General features: G+C 30.9%; 22 protein-coding genes and 1 tRNA gene. 6 read left to right on the forward strand and 17 right to left on the reverse strand.

The features are described 5' to 3' along the window. Positions 1 to 438 precede the first annotated feature (438 nt). Positions 439 to 1,893 carry a D-alanyl-D-alanine carboxypeptidase family protein gene (locus RBU59_RS15050; protein WP_308143343.1) on the forward strand — a complete coding sequence of 485 codons (1,455 nt, stop codon included), beginning with the start codon at positions 439 to 441 and terminating at the stop codon, positions 1,891 to 1,893. Positions 1,894 to 1,965: 72 nt separating this feature from the next. On the opposite strand, the gene RBU59_RS15055 is transcribed toward RBU59_RS15050, so the two are convergent. The 3 genes from RBU59_RS15055 to RBU59_RS15065 all read right to left on the reverse strand — a co-directional run bounded on the left by RBU59_RS15055 (position 1,966) and on the right by RBU59_RS15065 (position 4,469). Next, positions 1,966 to 2,039: transfer RNA gene (locus RBU59_RS15055), tRNA-Arg, on the reverse strand. A gap of 57 nt (positions 2,040 to 2,096) precedes the next feature. Next, positions 2,097 to 2,987, reverse strand: coding sequence for a DUF3881 family protein (locus RBU59_RS15060; protein WP_308143344.1), 891 nt, complete (start codon positions 2,985 to 2,987; stop codon positions 2,097 to 2,099). Between the two features lie 417 nt (positions 2,988 to 3,404). Further along, a complete protein-coding gene (locus RBU59_RS15065) occupies positions 3,405 to 4,469 on the reverse strand; it encodes an HD-GYP domain-containing protein (RefSeq protein ID WP_308143345.1) in 1,065 nt (354 codons plus the stop codon). 412 nt (positions 4,470 to 4,881) lie between these two features. Between RBU59_RS15065 and adhE the strand changes: the two genes are divergently transcribed. After that, positions 4,882 to 7,503 carry a bifunctional acetaldehyde-CoA/alcohol dehydrogenase gene (gene adhE / locus RBU59_RS15070; protein ID WP_308143346.1) on the forward strand — a complete coding sequence of 874 codons (2,622 nt, stop codon included), beginning with the start codon at positions 4,882 to 4,884 and terminating at the stop codon, positions 7,501 to 7,503. Between the two features lie 230 nt (positions 7,504 to 7,733). On the opposite strand, the gene RBU59_RS15075 is transcribed toward adhE, so the two are convergent. The 14 genes from RBU59_RS15075 to rpmH form a co-directional block, all read right to left on the reverse strand. Continuing rightward, positions 7,734 to 8,246: a DUF4446 family protein gene (locus RBU59_RS15075; RefSeq protein WP_308143347.1), complete on the reverse strand. Its 513-nt coding sequence runs from the start codon at positions 8,244 to 8,246 to the stop codon at positions 7,734 to 7,736. Between the two features lie 16 nt (positions 8,247 to 8,262). After that, positions 8,263 to 9,162: a ParB/RepB/Spo0J family partition protein gene (locus tag RBU59_RS15080; protein WP_308143348.1), complete on the reverse strand. Its 900-nt coding sequence runs from the start codon at positions 9,160 to 9,162 to the stop codon at positions 8,263 to 8,265. Positions 9,163 to 9,398: 236 nt separating this feature from the next. Further along, positions 9,399 to 10,166, reverse strand: coding sequence for a ParA family protein (locus RBU59_RS15085; protein ID WP_308143349.1), 768 nt, complete (start codon positions 10,164 to 10,166; stop codon positions 9,399 to 9,401). Positions 10,167 to 10,486: 320 nt separating this feature from the next. Next, positions 10,487 to 11,137 carry a response regulator gene (locus RBU59_RS15090; RefSeq protein WP_308143350.1) on the reverse strand — a complete coding sequence of 217 codons (651 nt, stop codon included), beginning with the start codon at positions 11,135 to 11,137 and terminating at the stop codon, positions 10,487 to 10,489. Continuing rightward, the gene (locus RBU59_RS15095; RefSeq protein WP_308143351.1) at positions 11,137 to 12,243 is read right to left on the reverse strand and encodes a sensor histidine kinase; all 1,107 of its coding nucleotides are present in this window, start codon (positions 12,241 to 12,243) and stop codon (positions 11,137 to 11,139) included. The genes RBU59_RS15090 and RBU59_RS15095 overlap by 1 nt, the downstream gene beginning before the upstream one ends. A 110-nt stretch (positions 12,244 to 12,353) precedes the next feature. Next, positions 12,354 to 12,818 (reverse strand): GNAT family N-acetyltransferase, encoded by a 465-nt coding sequence (locus RBU59_RS15100; protein WP_308143352.1) that lies wholly within the window; start codon positions 12,816 to 12,818, stop codon positions 12,354 to 12,356. 505 nt (positions 12,819 to 13,323) lie between these two features. Further along, a complete protein-coding gene (gene rsmG / locus RBU59_RS15105; RefSeq protein WP_308143353.1) occupies positions 13,324 to 14,043 on the reverse strand; it encodes a 16S rRNA (guanine(527)-N(7))-methyltransferase RsmG in 720 nt (239 codons plus the stop codon). Positions 14,044 to 14,131: 88 nt separating this feature from the next. Then, complete coding sequence (gene mnmG, locus RBU59_RS15110) at positions 14,132 to 16,024, reverse strand: tRNA uridine-5-carboxymethylaminomethyl(34) synthesis enzyme MnmG (protein ID WP_308143354.1); 1,893 nt, start codon at positions 16,022 to 16,024, stop codon at positions 14,132 to 14,134. Between the two features lie 378 nt (positions 16,025 to 16,402). Beyond that, positions 16,403 to 17,779, reverse strand: a complete 1,377-nt coding sequence (gene mnmE, locus RBU59_RS15115; RefSeq protein WP_308143355.1) for a tRNA uridine-5-carboxymethylaminomethyl(34) synthesis GTPase MnmE — start codon at positions 17,777 to 17,779, stop codon at positions 16,403 to 16,405. Between the two features lie 233 nt (positions 17,780 to 18,012). Continuing rightward, positions 18,013 to 18,762: an RNA-binding cell elongation regulator Jag/EloR gene (jag, locus tag RBU59_RS15120; RefSeq protein ID WP_308143356.1), complete on the reverse strand. Its 750-nt coding sequence runs from the start codon at positions 18,760 to 18,762 to the stop codon at positions 18,013 to 18,015. 2 nt (positions 18,763 to 18,764) lie between these two features. Next, positions 18,765 to 20,027: a YidC/Oxa1 family membrane protein insertase gene (locus tag RBU59_RS15125; RefSeq protein WP_308143357.1), complete on the reverse strand. Its 1,263-nt coding sequence runs from the start codon at positions 20,025 to 20,027 to the stop codon at positions 18,765 to 18,767. A gap of 56 nt (positions 20,028 to 20,083) precedes the next feature. After that, positions 20,084 to 20,296: a membrane protein insertion efficiency factor YidD gene (yidD, locus tag RBU59_RS15130; RefSeq protein ID WP_308143358.1), complete on the reverse strand. Its 213-nt coding sequence runs from the start codon at positions 20,294 to 20,296 to the stop codon at positions 20,084 to 20,086. Further along, a complete protein-coding gene (gene rnpA / locus RBU59_RS15135; RefSeq protein ID WP_308143359.1) occupies positions 20,296 to 20,646 on the reverse strand; it encodes a ribonuclease P protein component in 351 nt (116 codons plus the stop codon). The genes yidD and rnpA overlap by 1 nt, the downstream gene beginning before the upstream one ends. Before the next feature lie 184 nt (positions 20,647 to 20,830). Then, positions 20,831 to 20,965, reverse strand: a complete 135-nt coding sequence (rpmH, locus tag RBU59_RS15140; RefSeq protein WP_161837120.1) for a 50S ribosomal protein L34 — start codon at positions 20,963 to 20,965, stop codon at positions 20,831 to 20,833. A 377-nt stretch (positions 20,966 to 21,342) separates the two neighbouring features. On the opposite strand from rpmH, the gene RBU59_RS15145 reads away from it, so the two are divergent. The 4 genes from RBU59_RS15145 (at position 21,343) to RBU59_RS15160 (ending at position 25,706) form a co-directional block, all read left to right on the forward strand. Then, on the forward strand, positions 21,343 to 21,981 hold the full coding sequence (locus tag RBU59_RS15145; RefSeq protein WP_308143360.1) for a phosphoribosyltransferase: 639 nt from the start codon (positions 21,343 to 21,345) through the stop codon (positions 21,979 to 21,981). A gap of 442 nt (positions 21,982 to 22,423) precedes the next feature. Continuing rightward, positions 22,424 to 23,785, forward strand: a complete 1,362-nt coding sequence (gene dnaA, locus RBU59_RS15150; protein ID WP_308143361.1) for a chromosomal replication initiator protein DnaA — start codon at positions 22,424 to 22,426, stop codon at positions 23,783 to 23,785. Between the two features lie 267 nt (positions 23,786 to 24,052). After that, positions 24,053 to 25,165: a DNA polymerase III subunit beta gene (gene dnaN / locus RBU59_RS15155; RefSeq protein ID WP_308143362.1), complete on the forward strand. Its 1,113-nt coding sequence runs from the start codon at positions 24,053 to 24,055 to the stop codon at positions 25,163 to 25,165. Positions 25,166 to 25,496: 331 nt separating this feature from the next. After that, the gene (locus tag RBU59_RS15160; RefSeq protein WP_308143363.1) at positions 25,497 to 25,706 is read left to right on the forward strand and encodes an RNA-binding S4 domain-containing protein; all 210 of its coding nucleotides are present in this window, start codon (positions 25,497 to 25,499) and stop codon (positions 25,704 to 25,706) included. Positions 25,707 to 25,716: the final 10 nt, after the last annotated feature.

Genomic DNA, 25,716 nt, shown 5'->3' on the forward strand with positions numbered 1-25,716 from the left:
TTTTGATGTTCCTTATTTATTTGTTTAACGAAAGTTAGAAACCGCAGTTTTCCATCCTAAATGTTATCGATACCATTCCCTCTCATGAAATAGAATTTTAGCGTAGGGATTTTTTTGATTTACTTGGTTATACTTAGTCTTACTTATGGATCTATATTTATTTATATTCATACGTTTCTCCAGATTTTGCCGAATTATGAATTGTGAATTTTTCTTAAATATCTTATTTTTTCTTGATACAAATGAGGAAATAATCTATAATATATGTATTATTTTCATATACTATGATTCGATGTGAGTTGTACAAATTAATTAAATTGAATTAAATTTATAAGTTTATATAAATAAATATAAAAGTTATTCACTTGAAAATAAATAAATTATATTTACATGTTGCTAAATCAAAAATACCATTCGGTTTTATATAAAGGAGTTACTATGAAAAAGTCTATAGCCCTAATAAGCATTCTGTGCTTATTATTCATTAATATATCTACCTGTTATGCCAACCCTGTTTCAAACGCTATATCTACCGCTAAAATAAATGATACAAAAAGTACAAAATCTTCTAAAATAAAATGGCCGGATAACAAACCTACCGTTAATTCCGAAGCAGCAATTGTTATGGAAGCCTCTACCGGTGCTGTTTTGTATTCTAAAAATATCCACAAGACCTACTTCCCGGCGAGTATCACTAAAATTATGACTGCTTTATTGGCCATAGAAAATTCATCCCTTGGAGAAACTGTAACTTTTTCGAAAAAAGCAATCTATGATGTTGATTTGGACAGCAGCCGAATCGGTATTGATGTGGGAGAAAAACTTACCATGGAACAATGCCTTTACGGAATTATGCTGGAATCAGCCAATGAAGTATCTTATGCTATTGCTGAACATATTTCCGGCAATGTTGAGTCTTTCGCAGATCTTATGAACAAAAAAGCTGCTGAACTGGGCTGTACCGACACCAATTTTGTAAATCCTCACGGTTTACCGAATCCAAATCATTATACCTCTGCTTATGATATGGCTTTAATCTCAAGAGCAGCGATTAACAATGATGTGTTCAGGAAAATAACTGGTACCAGAACCTATGCTATTCCTCCGACTAATGTACAAAATGAGACAAGGTATCTGGCTAATCATCATAAGTTTATAAAAGGTGATCTGGATTATGATGGAGTGATCGGCGGTAAAACCGGCTATACTTCAAAAGCTTTATATACCCTGGTAACCTTTGCAGAACGGGATGGAATGACTTTAATCAGCGTAATTATGCACTGTGACAGCATACAACATGAATATGCTGATACGGCTAATTTATTAAATTACGGTTTTGATAATTTCAAAATTTATAATATTACGGATAAAGAGAATCCGGACATGGAAGAAACAGCTCCTTTATTTGCAAAATACAGTCCTTTATTCAGCAGAACTACTTCCAACCTCCAGATAAGTTCTAAAGGAAACATAGTGCTACCTAACACAGCTGACTACAAAGATGCAAAAAAAGAAATCGTATTAAAACCGTTAGATAAAATTATGGACGGCGAAAATGTGATTGGCTCAATTCAATACACATATGGTGATACCTTTGTTGGTTCGGCTGATATCATTTATAATAATGTACCCTCACAAAATGTATTGAAGGGTTCCTATATTCCAACCCCTACAAAATCTCCTGATTCCGGTAACAATCCGGGCGTTAACCGTTTTGATGATTCCAATAATTTAAAACCGGTTATCATTACTATTATTGTTGGATGTATTATAATAGGCTTTCTTTTATACATGGTATTTATTGAATTGCCATTTCGTAAAAGAAGAAATACCTATCTTGAGAAAAAAGGCAGAAAAAAACATTACAATAAAAAAGATTATGTAGACTTTTAACTTATAAAAAAACCCTCTTAATAATACTCGTTATAACATAACTTCGTATTATTAAGGGGGTTTAAATTATCATGCACCTAACTGGATTCGAACCAGCGGCCTACCGCTTAGGAGGCGGTCGCTCTATCCTACTGAGCTATAGATGCATTCCCTGCCATATAGCAGCAAAACTATTCTACTATTTAATTTGAATTTAGTCAACCTTAATTCAAACATTTCTCTGAATTAAAATCGATATTCCCCTGCAACCATATATTTCCTTTAAATCTTCTGCCCACAACCGGTTCACCAAGAAGATCCTTTTTATTGATTGCCACTTGAAAAATAACATCATTACAAGAAATCATAAGGCTATAGATTTCTTCTCCTGTTATCTCATTAATTAGAGCATCCATATCTGTTATGGTTCCCAAAACCGTATAATTATCTGATTCTGAACCATAAGGGGTGAATGTTGTCTCAACAATTGTATAGATATCTTCTACCTTGGCCCTTCTAGATATCATAGCATACATATCGATATCATCAATGGTTAAACTGTCAATTGCTTCCTGATTACCTTTCTTGGCTTCAGCTATTAATTGTCTTCTATACTGTACGTCAGCACTATTATTTTTAGCCAATTTTTCATCTAACTCCATTGGAAGAATAATTTTTCCGGATATAGACAAAGCTGATAAAAAAATCGGAAACGGTCTGTCTGTTTTATTTTTTCCATCAATTAAATAATCCACTACATTTTGCAAATAAAATATTAACGACACACCAAGCCTTACGTCATCGCACATACCGGTATAAGCTTCCGCATCAACTCTTTTAATAATAGATGTCTCTTCTTTTGTACTCATATATTGGCTTTTATAAAATGGGAAATAATGTTCCATATAAAACTTACCATTGGCATCAATTTCTCCCCGTAAGGTTATTCCCATCTGTTTAGAAAACAGTTTCGTTATCTCAGTAAATACTTTTTCATTTGTCATATTAAATACTTTTTTCTCTGTTGGCTGATCTATGATTATGCCCAACAATTTTTCTAATTCTATCCTATCTGTCACTTCACTAAATCCTATTGCTCTTAAATAACTATGCACAATCATCCACCACCTAACTTATATATTTAATGGGTATTACCTCATTATATGGAGTTCAGCTTATTTATCATACCCATTATCTTAAAATTTATTCAAATTATATTTATCTATTACTTATATCATATTTTTACGTTATCTGCAAGATTTATTCCTATTTGTAAGAGTCAAAGTATTACAGTATGTTACTATTCACCGGCAACAAACGCGTCGTGTTTTTTGTGATTGCATTGTCACAAAAATCGGAGAATTGCGGCGTAGGAACATGCCTCGTCTTTTGTGTACATCGCAAAACGTGTTATTATTAACGGAGCTGCTGCTTATTGCAGTAAAATGTACAGTAACATTTAATTTACGGTTTAGACAAAAAATTCTTTCACCCAAAAAGATGCTAAGGATGAAAGAATTTCAGCTTAACTATCATAGTTCGATTGTATCCTCAATAATAAGAGTCAATTCCTTGTTTAAGTCTTTCTCAACCCAGGTTGTGTATTTATTGCCCTTCGAATCCGAGATCATATGTAAAACAGGCCTTGTCGGACATTTTGCATTTTGCCTAATTACAATTCCTTTTTCACCAGTGTTTGTAATTACTATCGTACCATTTGGATATGCCGCAACCGATTCAATAAAACAATTTACAATATCAAAATCAAACTTTACTCCGGCCTGACTTACAATATAATCAATTGCATGATGTACTTTCATTTTAGGACATAGGAATCCATAAACAAAACTGTCAAAAGCATCACATACAGCTACTATTTTACTTCCTATTTTAATTTTGTCAGCTTTCTTATGAAACGGATAACCAGATCCATCTAATTTTTCATGATGACATAATATAATATCTTTAGCAGCTAAAGTTAACCAGTCTTCTTTAATTACAGCGGAATAACCATAAATAACATGCTTCTTTAATTCTTTCTGCTCTAATTTATTAAAATCAGTATAATTATTATTCATAAAATCAAATTGCATGGAATTGTATCCTATATCATGTAAAAGACTTCCAACAGCTATCTCTCGTACCTTCACTTTCGGTAGTCTCATCCTTAAGGCCAGTAATACGGATAAGGCACATACATTTATGGAATGTGAGTAGGTGCTTTCACTTTTTCTTCTTACTCCAGATATATTAAAAAGAACTTCTGGCTGTTGTATCATATCTCCGATAATTTGCTCGGCTACTTCTTGAATATTTTCTAAATCTCCATACCCTTGATAAGAGTACTTTTCTATTATATTTTTAACTATGTCCTGACACTGATTTTTTATCTTTTCCTCTGTGTTATCCTCATCCGCAATCCCTTTGGATAATTCATCTTCAACATAGACATAAAATATATCTAATTCTATTAGTCTTCTAACATATTCCTTTTTAACAACCGACCCTGCCGACATGATTACAATTCCACTGTTACTTATGATATCTCTGGCAAGCAATTCATGTCCCTTGATAGAATCAAGTAACATTCTTCTCATATGAAACACCTCATAATATAAGCATTTGGGGATAATGAGCATTAAGTCTAATTGTATAATAATTTCCCGAGGCCTTACTTATCCACCTATATAATACAATATCCAATAAAACAATTAATGTCAATATTATGATTAATTAAAAATTAATTAATATTGTTATATTTTTAACATAAAGTATAATTTATTAAGTGTTGTTTGTATATTTCATATATCAATTATAACCGATTTGTATAATATGTATATTTTTATAAATTGATATTTAATAATTTTTACATTGGTTTGTATATAACTTATAAAATTTCATTTGACAAATTTCGTGTTCTTTGATATATTCAAATTGTAATCTAGATTTAAAGTTATTTGTTAATAAATTAACATAAATTTAATTATTTTAATAGGAGGATTTTAAATTATGAGTGAAAAAAAACAACAACCAACACCTCAGGAACATGTAGATCTACTGGTTAAAAATGCGCAAGTCGCTCTTAAAGAATTCATGAGTTATGATCAAGCAACTATTGATAATATAGTACATGAAATGGCTTTAGCCGGACTCGCCAAACAACAGGTATTAGCTAAATTGGCAGTTGAAGAAACAGGTAGAGGTATTTATGAAGATAAGATAACCAAAAATATATTTGCTACTGAATATATCTGGCACTCTATTAAGTATCAAAAAACTGTTGGCATTATTGAAGATAATGAAGAAGAAGATTATATGATGGTTGCTGAACCGATTGGTATCGTTGCCGGTGTTACTCCTGTTACTAATCCTACTTCTACTACCATGTTTAAAATCATCTCCTGTATAAAGACACGTAATCCTATTATCTTTGGCTTTCATCCAAGTGCTCAGCAGTGTTCAAAAGCAGCCGCTCAAACTTTATTAGATGCAGCGATCAATGCAGGAGCTCCCAAAAATTGTATTCAATGGATAGAGTATCCCTCTGTAGAAGCTACTTCCGTTCTTATGAATCATCCTGGTGTTGCTTGTATCTTAGCCACCGGTGGCCCTGGAATGGTTAAAGCAGCATATTCATCAGGAAAACCTGCTCTAGGTGTTGGCCCTGGTAATGTTCCTTGTTTTATAGAAAAAACCGCTGTATTAAAAAGAGCCGTTAACGATTTAGTATTGTCCAAATCTTTTGATAATGGTATGATTTGTGCTTCCGAACAGGCTGCTATTATTGAAGCTCCTGTATATAAAGAAGTTATTGAATTAATGAAAAAAGCCGGATGTTATTTTGCAACAAAAGAAGAAATTAAGAAACTTGAACCTGTAGTAATTAATTTGGAAAAAAGAGCCGTTAATCCAGATATTGTTGGTCAATCACCTGTTAAAATTGCTGCTCTTGCTGGATTTACAATTCCGAAGAATACTAAGATTTTATGTACCGAATTAGATGGTGTTGGAAGAGATTACCCGCTTTCTATTGAAAAGTTATCTCCTGTATTAGCAGTCGCTAAAGCTAATGATGTTGAAGACGGACTGTTATTATGTGAAAAGATGCTTGCAAATGGTGGTATGGGTCACTCCTCCGTTTTACATTCTACTGATTCAAAGGTTATAGAAGAATTCTCTAATCGTATGAAAACCGGTCGTATTATAGTTAATTCTCCGTCTACTCATGGTGCTATTGGCGATTTATATAACACAAACATGCCTTCTCTGACACTTGGATGTGGTTCTTATGGCGGCAATTCAACTACTCACAACGTATCTGCTGTAGATCTTGTTAACATCAAGCGAGTAGCGAAGAGGAGAAATAATATGCAATGGTTTAAAGTACCGAGTAAAATATATTTTGAGTCAGGATCAACTGCTTACTTAGCAAAAATGCCAAATATCAGCAAAGCTTTTATCGTAACTGACCCTGCTATGACTCAGTTAGGATACGTAAATAAAGTATTATACCAATTAAGAAAAAGAGAAGAATATGTTCACTGCGAAATTTTTGATCAGGTTGAACCGGATCCATCTTTAGAAACAATTATGAAAGGTGTAGATTCCATGAATAAGTTCAAACCGGATGTAATAATTGCTTTAGGTGGCGGTTCTGCTATTGACGCTGCAAAAGGTATGTGGTTATTCTATGAGAATCCGGAAGCTGATTTCAAGAATATGTCATTAAAATTCCTGGATATTAGAAAGAGAACTTATAAATTCCCTCAGCTTGGAAAGAAAGCTAAATTAGTAGCAATTCCTACTACTTCCGGTACTGGATCTGAAGTTACTTCTTTTGCTGTTATTTCAGATAAAACAGAAAACAAAAAATATCCTTTAGCAGATTATGAATTAACTCCTGATGTTGCTATTATTGACCCTGATTTTGTTATGTCAGTTCCGAAAAAATCAACCGCTTGGACAGGAATGGATGTTTTAACACATGCAATTGAAGCATATATCTCCATTTTAGCATCTGATTATACGGATGCACTTGCAATTCATGCAATTGAGATGGTATTTAATTATCTTAAAAAGTCATATGAATTTGGTGCCAATGATCCGGTAGCGCGTGAAAAAATGCATAACGCCTCAACTATAGCAGGAATGGCATTTACAAACGCTTTTCTTGGTATCAACCACTCTTTAGCTCATAAACTTGGCGGAGAATACCATGTTCCTCATGGATGTGCAAATGCTATATTATTGCCTCATGTAGTACGTTATAACGGAACTTCCTGCCCAACTAAATTTACTTCATGGCCAAAATATGAAAGTTACATCGTAGGAGACAAGATCTTTTCCTTAATGAATAAATTAGGATATAAACCAAAGAACAATGATGATGCAGTTGAAATTCTTGCAACTGAAATTGAGAAGTTAAACGCTTTCTTAGAAATACCTGCAACTTTAAAAGAATATGGTATTGACGAAAAAGACTTCTTAGCAAAAGTTGGTTCTTTGGCGGATTTAGCATTTGGTGATCAGTGTACAACAGCTAATCCTAGACTCCCTCTTGTTTCAGAACTTGAAGAGTTATATATGATTTCATATTATGGAAAAGGAAACGTACCTGTTAAAAACAAATAATTAATTTATGCATTATGCATTTCTAATTATTTTATATAACTAGCTGGTTATATGTTGATTATAAATTATTATTGAGTAATACTTTCATAATTAACAAATACAAATCGTTTCAAAGTTCATAAATTATTAAATTAGATTCAAAAAAAGAAACTCATTGTGCGAGTTTCTTTTTTTGAATCTATAAATAATTTTTTTCTATGATTTGACTCTATATTTTGGGATATTGAAGCTTAATCTAAGATATTTCTGGAATTTTTTGCTTCTTCTAAAGCTAATCTTTCTTCTTCTGCCAAAACAACAAATGCTTCACCTTTAATTACTTCTTTAACATAAGTATAACAGCCTTCTCTGCTAGAGTGCATCGAATTTAGAATAAAACCGTCATTATTATCATTTAACATAGCTAAAGCAAAGCTTAATTTTCCGCCCATTTCTTTAAATGCATCGTATTTTACAATACCAACTTTCTGATAAGTAAAAACTAAGTTTTCATTGATTTTATTAATTTTATTTTTCAATTTTTTACTCTCTAATTTTAATTCATCTACTTCAGCAAACCTTGTTATAAACTGACTTTCTAGGCTTTTGCCATCTGCACCTATCATAAATTTTCTATATCTTTTATTTATTTTACTTACTCTAATTGCTAATGTAATAAAAAGTATAAATAATATTATAGAAAACCCGACAACACCGATTAAAACATAACCTATATCTATTCCTAGTGTATCAAAAATCTGCATTTGTATTTATTCTCCTTTAATTAATTGTTTCGAATAACTCTATTATACGTTCTAATTCTTCTATTGAATAATAATCAATTTCTATTCTACCATTGTTATTAGATTTTTTCTTTATTGATACCTTGGTCCCTATTATTTTTTTCATTTTTTCTTCCAAATCTCGATAGATATAGGAATCTTCTTTTGTTAGAGCTGTTTCTTTTTTTACTTCTTCTTTTGTATTCATTAAATTTTTAACTAATTTTTCTGTTTCTCTTACACTTAACTTTTCATCAAATACCTTTAACGCTATCTGATACTGTAACTCCAGATCTTCAACAGATAATAATGTTCTAGCATGACCACTTGAAATCATACCATCTATAAGCATTTGCTGTACTTTTGTACTCAATTTTAATAATCTCATGGAATTAGTGACAGCGACTCTGCTTTTTGATACTCTTTCTGCAACTTCATCTTGCTTAAGATTAAATTCTTTTATAAGATTTTGAAATGCCAAAGCTTCTTCAATCGGATTTAAATCTTCTCTTTGCAAATTTTCTATTAATGCAATTTCCATTATTTCTTGAGGAGAATAATCTTTAATAATTGCAGGTATTTTCTTTAATCCAGCTACTTTAGCAGCTCGCCATCTTCTTTCACCTGCTACAATTACATAATATTTATCTTTTTTTTGAAGAATCAATGGCTGTATTATACCATATTGTTTTATTGAATCTGCTAATTCTTGAATTGCATCTTCATCAAAATTCTTACGAGGTTGACCTTTATTAGGTTCAATTTCATTTATGCTTATTAATGTTTCACGTGAAACATTGTCATCCTGTTGTTTGATAGATTGATTGCTATTCTTATCCACTTTTTCTGGTATCATAGAATCCAGGCCTTTACCCAAACCTCTTTTTGTTGTTGCCATTTTCATATTCCTTTCAATAAACTCTTAACTTTATAGTATATTCTTCAAAATATTTGTATATATAACTTCAAAGAATAAACTTACAATATTAATATTAACTATAGTTATATTCCAATTAAATGCAAAAGTATTTTAAATTGGCTATTTACATATGAATACTAAAACATTTATATATATTATCTATCTTCCTAATAAAAAGACACAACTAAATAAAAATAAAAACTAGACTTCAATAGTTAATTACTATCTCTTTCAATAACTTCATCAGCTAAATCTCTATATCCTTCAGCACCCGCGGATTTTGGATCATATATATTAATTGGAAGTCCATGGCTTGGTGCTTCTGCCAATCTAACATTACGAGGTATAATTGATTTATATATATTTTGTTTCAAATTCGTCTTAACGTTTTCAACCACCTGTAATGATAAATTAGTTCTAGCATCATACATAGTAAAAACTACACCCTCAATTTCTAAATTAGGATTTAATCTTTTTTTTACTAAATTGATTGTATGTATCAACTGGGATAATCCTTCTAACGCATAATACTCACATTGAATCGGTACCAATACCGTATCAGCTGTTGTCATTGCATTTACAGTCAATGTATTTAAAGAGGGCGGACAATCTATAATTAGATAATCGTAATTATCTCTTATTTTGCTTATTTCTTTTTTTAATATATATTCTTTTTCTTCTATTCCTATTAACTCAATCTCAGCTCCTGCTAAATTTACATTAGAAGGCAATAGTGATAGATTACTTATTATATTAATTAAAAGACAATCTTCAATAGTGCATTCACCTATCATAAGCTCATATATCGTATTTTCTAGATTATTTTTGTCTATACCTAATCCACTGGAAGTATTACCTTGTGGGTCTATATCTATAGTTAAAACTTTCTTTCCTTTTTCAGCTAAGCAAGCAGATAGATTAATGGCGGTTGTAGTTTTACCGACACCACCTTTTTGGTTAGCCACAGCTATAATACGTCCCATTTAATTCCCCCTTTACAAATCAATTTTTTAACCATTTAATTATAACACTAATTCAAACATATATCTATACTTTACGACATAGTTTACAAAAATGTTTACAACATTTTCAGTTTATATCTAAATTACTGTTAACTTTAAGCAAATTTAAAATATAAAACTGTTTCACTTACTACATTTCTTAAATTATAATAATTTTTACCTTTTTCACTCCTTGAAAATCCTCAGTACAATAGGAATAAATAAATGTTTCACGTGAAACAAAAAAGCGTACAACTCATAATGATTTGTACGCTTTTGGTATAATTATTAAATTATAATAATTACAATATCTCCACTATATTATTTCTGATAGCATAAACAGCAGCTTGAGTACGGTCAGAGACACTGATCTTTTTAAATATATTAGAGACATGATTCTTTACTGTTTTTTCACTAATTGATAATTGATAGGCAATTTCCTTATTAAATAAACCTTCTGTTAATAACTTAAGTACTTCCATCTCCCTCTTGGTAAGTAAATTTTCCTCGGTTAATTCATCTTGATCAGAGTTTTCAAGTTTTTCCTTCATTAAAGAAACCAACTCACTTTGAATATAACTTTCGCCACTGTATACAGAAAATATTGCTTTTCTTAATACGTCACATTCAGAGTCTTTTAAAATATAACCATCCACTCCAATATCTACAGCCTTCATTAGATATTCTATTTCATTATGAATTGTTAAAATTAAAATTTTACTTTTACATTTGTTTTCCTTTAATTTCTGAAGTACTTGCAGTCCATTTAGTTGAGGCATATTAATATCCAATAAAACTACATCCGGATTTAAGTTTTTAATAATTTCAAGACATGATACCCCATCTCCTGCCTCTCCAATAACTACTATATCACCATCTAATTCTAAAAGTTGTTTTAACCCTTCTCTTACCATTCGATGATCATCAGCAATTACAATTTTAATCGGTTCCATTATTTATACGTCCTCCTTGCATGGTTTAGTGGTACCTTAACTAAAATCTTTGTTCCATTATTTTCTTTTGATTCTATATTAAAATCTCCAGACAAAAGTAAAACTCGCTCTTTCATCATGGATAATCCATACCCTGAAACCATATTTGTCTTTGACTCGATACAAGAGTCTTTTTTAAAGCCTTTACCATTATCACTAATAGATAATAAAATAAAATCTTTTTCATAACTTAGTTCTATAAGAATTTTATTTGCCTTACCATGTTTAATCGCATTATTTGACGCTTCTTGTACAATCCGAAATAAAGTTAAATTAATAACCGGTAATATACTCTTTTCTTCATTCAAAACTTTTAAAGAGATGTCAATTTCATGATTCTTTTTGAAGTCCCTTATATATCTGTCTATTGTTGCTATTAAACCTAAATCATCTAATGACATAGGCCTTAAGCCAAAGATAATATTTCTCATATCATTAATGGTAGATTTAATTGTATTAATCATAGTTTGCAATTCAAGTTTTGCACGAATTGGATCAACATCAATTAACCTTGTACACAGTTCTGTTTTATGCATCATATTTGTCAGGTTTTGTACAGTGGAATCATGTAAATCCCTTGCTATACGCTTCCGTTCATTTTCTTGAGTTTCTAAAACATTAATTCCCATTTCTAAACTGATTTTATTTTCAATATTATAATTAGCAGTTTCATTAATCATTCCCGTATCTTCAATACAATTGCTTTTCATAGTATAAAAACAATTTATCAAGTTATCAAGGCTGTTTTTTCGTTTAATAAAAAAGAGAAAACTTTCTTCTGCATCTTTAATTTTTAATTCAATATTTTGCTTCTCAGCATTTAAAAAACTTATTCGATTATCCTTATCATTTTTGATAGACGGAGAAAATAAATCAGCATTAGAATTATTTTTGCTATTAATAACATCTAAACTATTATTAATTTCTTTTAACTCTTCTTCTAAACATTTGATTGTAGTATTAATTTGATCAAGTTCTTTCTGGGTCTGCTCTTCATTTTGTGTTAAAAAATTAAGTGCATCACTTAATTGTTCCATAAACCCCATATTATCATCTTGATGAATCATAATAATATAACTCTCCCTATTTTTTAACTATATAATATAACATATTTAGCTTTTTTTAAAGCCTTAAATGTAAAATAAAAAATAATTTTTCTTAAATTAAACTAAAATAGTTATTTTTTGTCACATTTCTTGCAGAATGAATGAAGTAATACTTTCATAGCTATATGATCAATTCCTGCTTCTTGAAAAATATCTCCATAGGTTATAAAACCTATTTTTTCATAAAAGGGAACTGCTTTTACCTGTGCATTAATGATTACTTCCTCTGCTCCAGATAAAAAAGCTTTATTTACTAAGAGCCTGACTATAAAATCACCATAATACTTTCCTCTTTCTTCCTTCAATACTGCTATTCTTCCTACTCTATAATTTTTTCCATCATTATAGACTCTTCCTGTTGCAACAGGTTTTTTATTTTCACTATTATCATATACAAGAGCATGAATTGATAAATCATCATATTCATCAAACTCTTCTTTCTCTGAAACCCCTTGTTCTTCTACAAAAACTTTTCTTCTTATATTATAAACATCAGATAAGTCATCACCATAATATAGATATTTACCTTGTACCAATATTTTTCACCTCTTTTTTTACTTATTTCTATTTATATTATAATACTTATTTGTATATTATGGTAAGTTATTTCATAAATATAAAATAAAGTGCCAACCGTCTTTACAGGATGAAATGCATAAAGATATTAAATAAATAATTTATACACTTAAGACAAATTGACACTCCAATATTTTTGTTATTCTAAAAAATTTTAGATAATTAATTAGTTACTATAAATAAAATACCACATATTACATATTTCGTCAATATATTACATAATTCATCATTATATTTGTTTAATAGCTTAATAAATTTGATCATTATTTTAATTAATATATTAATATGAATAACCTAAACCAAATAAAAGAATTGTACCAACTATTTATTAATACAGGCGCACTAAAAAAATACGAATTAATAAAACTAAACAACCATATTATAAGAATTAAGTCCATATCCCTATAATTAAAATACATTTTAAAATAGCTTCTTTAATTAAAATTTAAAATTCAATTCTGATTATTACATTATAGGTTCTTTTGAAGGTTTTCCGGCACTCCTTGGATAAGAATTAGGTGTAGTTTTTATTTTCTTAATTTTAATTAATGTTCGTTCCATATCGGAATCGGGTAATTTAAATTTATCAATTTTATCAATGCAGCCACCTAAAATATCAATTGCTTTTTTCGATTCTTCTAATTCTGTCTGTATATTACCTGCTTTAAAAGAGATAAAATATCCCTGAACTTTTACATATGGAATACAATATTCGGTAAGTGTTGACAATTTTGCTACCGCTCTGGATACGCATAGATCAAATTGTTCCCGATAATTTTTGTCTTTTCCGTACTCCTCAGCTCTTCCATGTATTGCAGTTATATTTTGTAGTTCTAATTTCCTTATAACATCATTTAAGAAATTAACTCTTTTATTTAGTGAATCTAATAAAACTATTTCTAAAGAAGGAAAAGCAATTTTTAAGGGTATTCCTGGAAATCCTGCTCCCGTTCCCAAATCCAGAACTTTAACTACCTTATTCGTATCATATACCTTAATTAAAGAAAGACTGTCTATAAAATGCTTTTGTAAAACTTCGTCATATTCTGTAATTGCTGTAAGATTCATAACTTCATTTTTTTCTATTAACATTTCATAATATTTTATAAATTGATCTAACTGTTTTTCCGATAATGTTATATTTAATTCATTTAATAAAAGAATAAATGCCGCTTTTCTATCCATTGTTCTAAATCCTTCTAACCTATGAGTAATTTCTCATATGGTAAATTTTTTAATTTATATAAATTATATTAACTAAATAATAATGATACTATTCATTACTTGCTTTTCTCTTATATTGTTCTAGATATATAAGAAGTACTGAGATATCGGCGGGTGAAACTCCTGATATTCTAGAGGCTTGTCCCACAGATATAGGTTTAATCTGGACTAATTTCTGTTTTGCTTCAATTCTTAGGCTAGGTACTTTTGTGTAATCCAGATCTTTTGGAATGACTTTGCCTTCTAATTTTTTAAACTGTTCTACCTGTTTTAACTGCCTTTGTATATATCCCTCATACTTAATATTAATATTTACCTGTTCTATAACGTCTTTCGTTAAAGGTTTTCTGTTTTTATCTATAGATTTTATCAATTCGTAAGATAATTCAGGACGACGAATTAACTCACCTAAAGTTGTACCTGTTTTTAAGGAATTACTGTTACATTCCTCTAATAAAGCCTGAACTTCCTGGTTTGCTCCTATTAAAGTACTGTTTAAACGAGTAATTTCCTCTTCTATCTGCTTCTCTTTTGTTAAAACTCTTTGATATCTTTCTTCTGATATTAAACCAATCTGATAACCTATCTTAGTTAATCTTAAGTCCGCATTATCCTGCCTTAATAATAGGCGGTATTCCGCTCTGGATGTCATCATACGATATGGTTCATGTGTTTCTTTTGTAACCAGATCATCAATTAATACACCGATATAAGCCTCAGAACGATTCAATACCACTTGTTCTTTACCTAGAAGTTTCATAGCTGCATTAACACCTGCCATTAATCCTTGAGCCGCAGCTTCCTCATAACCGGAACTTCCATTAAATTGACCTCCGCTGAATAACCCTTCAATCTTTTTGAATTCCAATGTAGGTTTTAACTGCATCGGATTAATACAATCATATTCTATAGCATATGCATTGCGCACAATCTTAGCATTTTCAAGCCCGGCTACACTTCGATACATTTGATGTTGTACATCTTCCGGAAGAGAACTCGACATCCCTCCTACATACATCTCATTTGTATAATTCCCCTCCGGTTCTATAAACACCTGATGTCTGTCCTTATCAGCAAATTTAACTACTTTATCCTCAATAGATGGACAGTACCGGGGGCCGGTTCCTTTAATATTTCCTGAATATAACGGAGACCGATCAATATTGGCTCTAATTATATCATGTGTTTTTTCATTGGTATAGGTTAACCAACAGGATACCTGTTCTTTTTTTATTTTGTCTGCAGTGTTGGTAAAAGAAAAGGGTATAAGTTCTTCGTCACCAAACTGTTCCTCCATCTTACTAAAATCTATTGATCGTTTATCTATCCTTGCAGGCGTACCGGTTTTAAACCGATACATCTCAATACCAATGGCTTTTAAAGAATCTGTTAAATGAGTTGCAGCCTGTAATCCATTAGGACCTGTGTAATTACTTACATCTCCGTAAACACATCTTGCATTCAGATAAGTACCGGTGCATAAAACCACTGCTTTACATGGATAAATTCCACCGGAAAAAGTCTTAATAGCCTTAATTTTTCCTTCTTCAACTATTATTTCAGCTACCTCTGCCTGTTTTAACGTTAAATTAGGTGTATTTTCAAGTATTTTTCTCATGGTTCTGCTGTAATCCTGTTTGTCTGCCTGTGCACGTAAAGAATGAACTGCCGGTCCTTTTGATATATTTAACATTTTGGATTGAATATAGGTTTTATCAATATTTTTACCCATTTCACCCCCTAATGCATCTATTTCCCTAACTAAATGTCCTTTTGATGTTCCTCCTATATTAGGATTGCAGGGCATTAAAGCAATACTATCCATACTGATTGTAACAATTAATGTATTAAGAGATAATCTTGCACATGCTAATGCTGCTTCACAACCTGCATGGCCTGCACCAACTACTACAACATCATAAGCTTCATACGTATATGACATTATATCCTCCTCTTTATCAAAACTTAATATAATATAAATAATATTAAGTAAACACGGACATTAGATTATATATTCCCACCAAATAATAAAGTCCTATTTATAATTCCGGTAAAACATTACTAAGAACCAACAAAATATTTCTATATTTTGTTATAAACTTATTAATACTAACGTAACATGGTCGTTGATGAGACCGCAAATGTACTTGAATTCTAAAGAAATATAAAAACTTCACCCCTCCCGCGAATTTCTTATATTTCCATAGAAAACTGCAGGCAGTTTTCTATTTCATACTAACATTCATGCCCTTTGGGCATAAATCCTGAAGAATAATTTTTTACAATTCTTCGGGGGGCTTGTATCCGAATATAATATAACTTATTTTCCCATGCAGAATTCTCTGAAGATAGTATTTACCAGATCTTCATCTACTGCTTCTCCTATAATACTTCCTAGCAATTCATAGGCATGCATTATATCAATGGAATAAAAATCTTCCGGCATTTCATCTTCTATACTCTTTTTCACCATCTCAAGGCTCTTTATACTTCCAGCGATAGCTTCTTTTTGTCTCATATTTGTAATATATATTTCATCATTAAAATTTAATTGTCCTTTGAAGAATTCACCGATAATCCATTTTTCAAGTAAATCAATTCCCTTATTTTCTTTAGCTGATATTAATATAACCTCTTTCCCGGTTAATCTTTCTATCTCTTTTGGATCAATAATAATATCAAGATCAGATTTATTAAATAATATGACAGCTTTTTTATCCGTTATTAGGTTAATGATTTCATTATCATTTTCATCTAAATTTGCAGAAGCATCAACTACATAGATAATTAAATCCGCATCTAAAGCAGTTCTTTTTGCCTTGTCCACACCAATTTTCTCAACGATATCTTCTGTTGTTCGTATTCCTGCCGTATCAATTATATTCAAAGTAATATTATCTAATTGAATCGTTTCTTCTAATGTATCTCTGGTTGTACCTGCTACTTCTGTCACAATTGCTCTGTCTGCTCCAACTAATACATTTAATAAGGAAGACTTACCTGCATTGGGTTTACCGATTATAACTGTTTTTATTCCTTCTTTTAATAAACGGCCATTTTCAGATGATTCTAAAAGCATATTTAACTCTCTTAAACTGTCATCGATATGAGTACTTAATTCCTCACAGAACCCTTCTAAACTTATATGCTCCGGATCATCCAAAGCAGCTTCTATAAAAGCTAAATCATGTATTAAACTGCCCCTTATAACTTTAATTTTATTTAAAACGTTGCCACGTAACTGATTCATTGAATTTTTAAGAGCTAATTCATTTTTAGCATTAATAATGTCACTAACTGCTTCTGCCTGGGATAAATCAATTCTTCCATTTAAAAAAGCTCGTTTCGTAAATTCCCCTGGTTCTGCAATTCTTGCTCCATTTTTTATAACTGTCTCTAAAATTCGTTTTGTAACAACGATACCTCCGTGACAATCAATTTCAATAATGTCCTCTTTCGTATAACTCTTTGGACCCTTCATAATCAGGACCATTACCTCATCAATTACGATATTATCATCTATGATAAATCCGTAATGAATTGTATGGCTGGGCATAAGAGAAATCTTTTTATCTCCAGTTTTACTCTTATAAATCTTATCCATAATTGATAATGCCTCATCACCGCTAATTCGAATGATGCTGATGCCGGCATTATTCATTGCAGTTGCAATAGCAGCAATCGTATCTTTATTCATTTTCTACACACATTGCATATCGCAGGGTTATTTGCGATACTGCCACAATTAATAGATGTGAAACTAATTTTCACTGGTTGAAAGAATCCTCTTGTGGCATCCTTTCATTCATAATTTTCTCTCAACCCATAGGCAAAATACTCTCCGGCTGTATACAAATAATAATTAATATTTCTGGAATAATATTAGAAAGAGTGTATCAAAGCAAATTAATCTTTAATACACCCTCTTTTTTATTCCATTTCACTATGCTTTTGACTAAATTCTCTGTTTTTGTTATTTCCATTATATTCTTTATTAGAACTACCATTATGTGCGTATTTTCCATGATTATTATATTTATAATCTTTGTTAACCGCTCCCTTTTTCAGGGTAACCACTACCCTTCTATAAGGTTCTTCCCCTTCACTATGGGTTTCTACATATCTATCATTCTGTAAAACAGAATGGATAATCCTTCTCTCATATGGATTCATAGGTTCTAAAGAAACAGGTTTTTTTGTCCTCTTTACTTTAAAAGCAATATTCTTACCAAGATTCTCAAGAGTTTCTTTTCTTCTTTGACGATAATTTTCAGTATCCAGTTTTACTTTTAAATAATTGTCACTGTCTTTATTTAAGACAAGACTTACTAGATATTGAAGCGAATCCAGGGTTTGTCCTCTTTTACCAATTAATACTCCCATATCATCACCGACAATATTAATATCTATAGAAGATGCTTCTTCGTCATATACAACTTCCAATTTAGCATCAATATTCATAGCTTTAAATACCTTGCTTAAAAATTCTTTTGCAATATTATCCATGCTGTCTTTTAATTTTACACGTATCTTGGCAGGTTTATTAAATAAACCTAGAAAACCACTGCTTTCTTTTTCAATAATTTCATATTCAACCCGGTCACTGGTTGTTTGTAATTTAATTAAAGCTTCTGTTATCGCTTCATCTACAGTTTTAGCAGTAATTTCTAACCATTCCATACTTACTTATCCCCCTTATTATTATTCCTATTATTAAGAAGGTTCGCATACGAGGATATACTACCGGCTTTATAAGATTCATCGCCCTTCTTATAATCGGATGGTTCATAGTTCTTTTTTACAGCATTTGCATAATTTGATGTTGAAGTACTTACATTTTCTGCTGGTATCTCAATTGATCTGGTTTGTTTTTTTGCTAACTCTTCCATGGAAGCATTCGGATCAATTCCTAATTTAGCCTTGCGTTTGTTTGCTTTCATAACATTTTTTTCAATTAAAGCATCAACATCTACTTTTTCCATGTGTTTATTTATAATGAACTGTTGAATAATAGCAAATAAACTGCCGGCTACCCAGTAGATACCTACACCGATAGGTAACATAAAGCAGAAAAACCCAGACATAATAGGCATAACCGTATTCATGGTATTCATAGTTGAACTCATAGGATTATCTTTATCTGTCGGATTTAAAGCTTGTGTCTGTTTTCCCTGTATAAACTGTAAACCAGCCGCTAATATAGGGATAAGTATTCCCGGAAACGTATATCCTGGCACATCGATAATATTTAAACCGCCAATAAATCTGTTAACACTGGCTATATTTGCATAATTTTGATCTATTACTGTTAAAAGGGAAGGAAAATTATTCTTTAATTCCGTCCATTGGTCTGTCTTAAATTTTGCTAAAATATCAATAACATGATTAACAGAAATAATTCCATCTGCCGCTACTTCATTATATGCCGTTGTTTTAACATTAACTTTCTCTGCCAGACTGGTCATAATATCTACATAACCATTAGTACCTCTGATTGCTTCCGCAATATTACCGTACATATGATTAATATCATTTACATATGCCGGTATATTATATATAACTCGGTATAATGCAAACATAATTGGTAAAGTTATTAATAATGGCAAGCATCCGGCTGTAGGACTTGCACCATATTTCTGATAAACGGCCTGAGTTTCAGCCTGTTGTTTTCTTAAAGATACCTCATCTTTTTTGCCTTTGTATTTAGCTTGAATCTTAGAAATCTCAGGATTCATCTTAGATGATAATTTTGAGAACTTCTGCTGTTTTATAGTTAACGGAATCATAAGACCCCTAACAATAAACGTAAATAAAATAATAACGAGGGCTACATTTTGTATTCCAAAAAAACTTAAGAATTCATAAATGGCATTTAATATTAATCCTAATACTGACTCAATCGGACCTAGTAAACCACTGTTCTGCGTTAAAAATACACTAAACAAATTAATTTCCTCCTTGGACACACCTCTTTTAGTGCCATATTCCCTGACCAAACTCTCTACGGAACCGGATCATAACCACCAGTTGCAAAAGGATGGCATCTTAAAACTCTCCTGATAGCTAAATACGTTCCTTTTATTGCACCATATTTTTCCAGTGCCTGCAGTGCATACAAAGAGCAGGTAGGCGTATAAATACAACTGGACCTTCCTTTAAGAGGAGAAATAAATCTTCTGTATAACTTAACTAAAATTATTAAAATTCGTTTCATCACGACTTTATCATCTCTTTTAGAATTTTATGCATCTTTGCTAAATGAATTAACGCACTATTAATTTCATTATAACTTTTTCCTCTTGCACCTGCTCTTGCTATCACTACTATGTCTAAACCGCTATTAAACATATATTCATTCAATCTGTAACTTTCACGAATTAACCTTGTTAATCTGTGCCTTATCACACTGTTACCAACTTTTTTACTTACAGAAATTCCAATCTTATTCTTTTCTGTCTCATTTTTTAAAACATACATAATTAAATACGTATTCGCATAGGATTTTCCATTATGGTATACATTTTTAAAGTTGGTATTGTTTTTCATTGATTCTGACGATTTCAAAATCCCACGGCCCTTTCTCAAAAACAGATTAAACGATAGACGCCCGCATAGGCGAACATCTTATGTTTATAATAAACGACCGCCCTAAGCGAACGCCTCAAATTAACAATTTTAGCCTGCCTGCCGCAGACCCCTTATGTTAATATTAGTTTTATAAGAGAAGAAAAGGCCACAATAATGCGACCTATGCTGATAATTTGTGTCTACCTTTTGCTCTTCTGCTGGCTAAAACTTTTCTTCCGTTTGAAGTACTCATTCTTGCTCTGAATCCATGAACTTTAGCTCTGGATCTTTTCTTCGGTTGGAATGTCATTTTCATTATTGTGCACCTCCTTCTAAATATACCAAAATATATATGGTAAGCGTATTTGTTCTATTTTAATTAAATTTAAAATATCATGTTTATTATATTCGTTAACTGCTTGTACGTCAAGTAGTTATTTTTATTAATATTAGCATATATCACACAGTTTATTTCTATTATCTTTCATATATACTAAATTATTCAAGAAAATAAATTAACATTTTTTCTATTTGCTGATAATACTCAGTATAAATATTAACCATAATTAAATAAATAATTAAAAATATAAATGTATTCTAAGTTATCATAAAATAGTAGTGATAAATTGATATTATTTGGTAATTACGGCATATTATTTACAGTAGAAAATAATTATAAAGGAGTTATGAAATATGGAAAACCGAGCATTAAAAGTTCTATCACCAATGAATAACAAAGTTTCTCTAAAAATCATACCTGGTCATTTTGCAACGGGTTACTCCCACATTAATTTGTATCTTGATATGACTTCCATGAAAACCCGGCTCAATGAAGCAAAAGAAGCTGCAAAAACAATGGCCAAATTTATTAAGAATGATACCTTTGTGGATACCATAGTCTGTATGGACGGCTGCGAAGTATTAGGTGGTTTTCTGGCGTCAGAACTATCAAAAGCCGGCATTCTATCAATGAACACCCATAAAACAATCTATATCATATCTCCGGAATATCTTAACGGCCAATTGATTTTTAGAGACAATAATCTTTCTGCCGTGAATAAAAAACATATCCTGCTTCTGGTTGCTTCAGTAACAACCGGTATTACAGTAAGAAAAAGTATTGAATGCATAAATTATTACGGGGGAAATATAGAAAGTATTACTGCGATTTTCAGTGTACAGGATAATGTAATGGATATACCTGTATACTCTATATTTAAAAGCAAGGATTTACCCGATTATAAACATTATAAAATTAGTGACTGCCCCTTTTGTCAATCAAATCAGAAAATCGAAGCTATTGTTAACGGATATGGTTATACCAAATTATAATAAACACTTACATATATTTAATGTTTTATCTACTGAAAACTGTAGACTGTTCTATAACCTGATATAGAGCAGTCTACAGTTAGTATTCTCTCTTAAATTATTACCTCTCATCCTCCTTAAATCAACCAGAAAAATTACACAAAAAATTAAAAACAATTATTTCACACATAGTTATCCACAAATTGTTGATAATTTGTGGATAACTATGTGAATTGGTGTGAATATTTAAAATAATTGTAAATTAAACTACCGAGAAAACTGGAATTTTTTGATGTTTATACTTTTTATAATTTATTCACACAATTGTTGTTAAACCTGATTTTCATGGGGATATCCTCCTTCTTAAGAGATTAAATTACATATTTTAATTGAAATATCCACAATTATGTTATATCATATAAGTTAGGTATGTACGAAATTTTATATTAGGGAGATTAATGTAATGAATGAAATTCAAGATAAATGGGACGAAATACTGGAATATCTTAAAATCGAACATTGTGTAACTGACGTTTCTTTTAAAACCTGGTTACTTCCTTTAAAAGTATATTCAGTAAAAGATAATTTAATTACTATATCTATAGATGATAAAATGATCGGCCCTGACAGCAAAAATTTCATAAGCAGAAAGTATGGTATTCCATTAAAAGTTGCTATTACAGAGATCATGAACCAAAATTTCGAATTAGAATTTATATTGGAAAGCCAGATAGTACCTGCCAAAAGCAAAAGTACATCTTCTTCTGCAGATGTTAATAAAAATCAGAAAAACGGTTTATCTTTTTTAAACCCAAGATATACCTTTGATACCTTTGTAGTAGGTGCTAATAATAATCTGGCACACGCGGCATCTTTAGCAGTCGCCGAGTCCCCGGCAGAAATTTATAATCCGCTGTTTATCTATGGAGGTGTTGGACTGGGCAAAACCCATTTAATGCATTCCATAGCTCATTATATATTAGAACAAAATGCTAACAGTAAGGTTATGTATGTAACCAGTGAGAAGTTTACCAATGAATTAATCGAATCTATTCGTAATGTAAATACTACACCCACCGAATTCAGGGAAAAATATCGTAATATAGATGTTTTACTTATTGATGATATTCAATTTATTATAGGAAAAGAAAGTACTCAGGAAGAATTTTTCCATACTTTCAATACTTTACATGAATCGAAAAAACAGATTATTATTTCCTCCGATAAGCCGCCAAAAGATATCTTAACCTTGGAAGAAAGACTTCGATCCCGTTTTGAATGGGGGTTAACCGTAGATATTCAGCAGCCTGATTATGAAACCAGGATGGCGATTCTTAAGAAAAAAGAAGAACTGGACGGACTGCAGATTGATAATGAAGTTATGAAATATATCGCAACGAATGTTAAATCAAACATCAGGGAGTTAGAAGGGGCGTTAACTAAGATAGTAGCACTATCACGTTTAAAGAAACAGGAAGTTAATGTTACTCTTGCAGAAGAAGCCTTGAAAGACCTTATTTCCCCTGATGATAAAAAGCAGATAACACCGGCTTTAATTATTGATGTTATTGCAGAACACTTTAATATTACATCTACAGACATCTATTCTGTCAATAAGAGTAGGAACATAGCATACCCAAGACAAGTTGCCATGTATTTATGCCGTAAATTAACTGATTTTTCACTTTCTGATATTGGAAAGATTATGGGTAACAGAGATCATACCACAGTTTTACATGGTATTGATAAGGTTGAAACCAATATAAAGAAAGATCCCAGTATGCAAAATACAATTGAAGTATTAACTAAGAAAATTAATCCTTAATAAGAAGGTTTATTTTTTTCCACACTCTGCTGTTAGTAAATTGTTATTCTCATGTGAATTTGCTTTGGATAACTTAAGGATTAATTTTAAGCTGATTTTTTCATACAAATTTGCTTTAGATTCTTTCACAAGGTTATCCTTTTCTTAAAGCCATAGATTTTATAGCTTTAAAGTACTTATACACAAATTAACATCCCCTATTACTACTGCTAGAAAATTTAATTATATATATTTACATGAAAACCTCGAAGGGAGTTATACACAATTATGAAGATTGTTTGTTCAAAAACTGAATTATTAAATCGTGTTAATATTGTTTTAAAAGCCGTTTCAGCTAAATCTACGATGCCTATATTAGAATGTTTAATTATTGAAGTTAAAAATGATAGAATTAAATTAATTTCTAATGATATGGAATTAGGAATAGAAACATTAGTGAAGGGTGAAATTATTGATTCCGGTACTGTTGCAGTCAATGCAAAAGTATTTTCTGAAATTATCCGTAAGCTGCCGGATAATAATGTTACCATAGATACTGACAGTAATTATTTATTAACTATTATCTGTGAGAAAGCAAAATTTACCATATCCGGAAAAAGCGGAGAAGAATTTCCTTATCTGCCTAATGTAGAAAAGAAAAGTGCGGTTGTTTTATCCCAGTTTACCTTGAAAGAAGTAATCAGACAGACTGTATTTTCCATCTCGGATAATGAAAGCAATAAAATAATGACCGGTGAATTATTTGAAATTAACGGGAGTGAATTAAAAGTAGTTTCACTGGACGGTCATCGAATTTCGATTAGGAAGATAACATTAAAAGAAGAATATGATGATATAAAAGTGATTGTTCCTGGTAAAACTTTAATTGAAGTAAGTAAAATATTGTCAGGTGAATTTACGGATGAAGTAAATCTGTTTTTTACCGATAAACATATTATATTTGAATTTGATAATACCGTTGTATTATCCCGTTTAATCGAAGGTGAATATTACAAAATTAACCAAATGCTATCCAGCGATTATGAAACAAAAGTTACGATCAATAAAAAAGAATTGTTAAACTGTATTGACAGGGCTACTCTGTTAATTAAAGAAACTGAAAAGAAACCTATTATTGTTAAAATTGATGATAAAAATATGGAACTTAAAATAAATTCAACCATAGGTTCCATGGATGAAGAAATTGATATTGCAAAAGAGGGTAAAGATATAACGATAGGCTTTAATCCTAAGTTCTTTATTGATGCTTTAAGAGTAATTGATGATGAAGATATTGATATTTACCTGATTAATCCCAAAGCTCCTTGTTTTATAAGAGATAAAGATGAATCTTATATTTATTTAATATTACCTGTAAATTTCAATTCTGCAGTGCAATAAATAGTACCGTATCAATAATTTATAAGCCGTTCGTATTATAGATTAAATGTATTATAATATATTATAATGATACGGTAACTAACGCTCCGGAAAGGAGAAATTTTTATATTTTCCATGGATTTAAGTAATATTTGGGGCCGCTTAAGCGACCAAGTTAATTTAGTTTGAATAGCAGAAGACTATACTTCAGGATAAGTGCCCATAAAGCATGGGCGTTTGTGTGAAAAAGAATCTAGTAAAAGAAAGGAATGCCACATATTAAGGCTTTCATATTTTTATTTTGTGGCAGTGGCACATCTGTGACCAGATGTGTTATGTAATGGGTTATAACATGCAGATAATTAAATTAAGAGAAGATTTCATCAAATTAGGCCAAGCCCTAAAAGCCGGCGGGTTAGTAGAGTCAGGAGTTGATGCTAAATTTATGATTCAGGATGGTTTAGTAAAAGTAAATGGAAAACCCGAAACACAAAGAGGTAAGAAATTATACGATGGTGATGTAGTTGAATTTAATGGTGAGACTATAAAAATTGAAAAATAATTAGAATCGT

Origin of the sequence: Anaerocolumna sp. MB42-C2 (assembly GCF_030913705.1) — a bacterium.
Classification (GTDB): Bacteria; Bacillota; Clostridia; order Lachnospirales; family Lachnospiraceae; genus Anaerocolumna.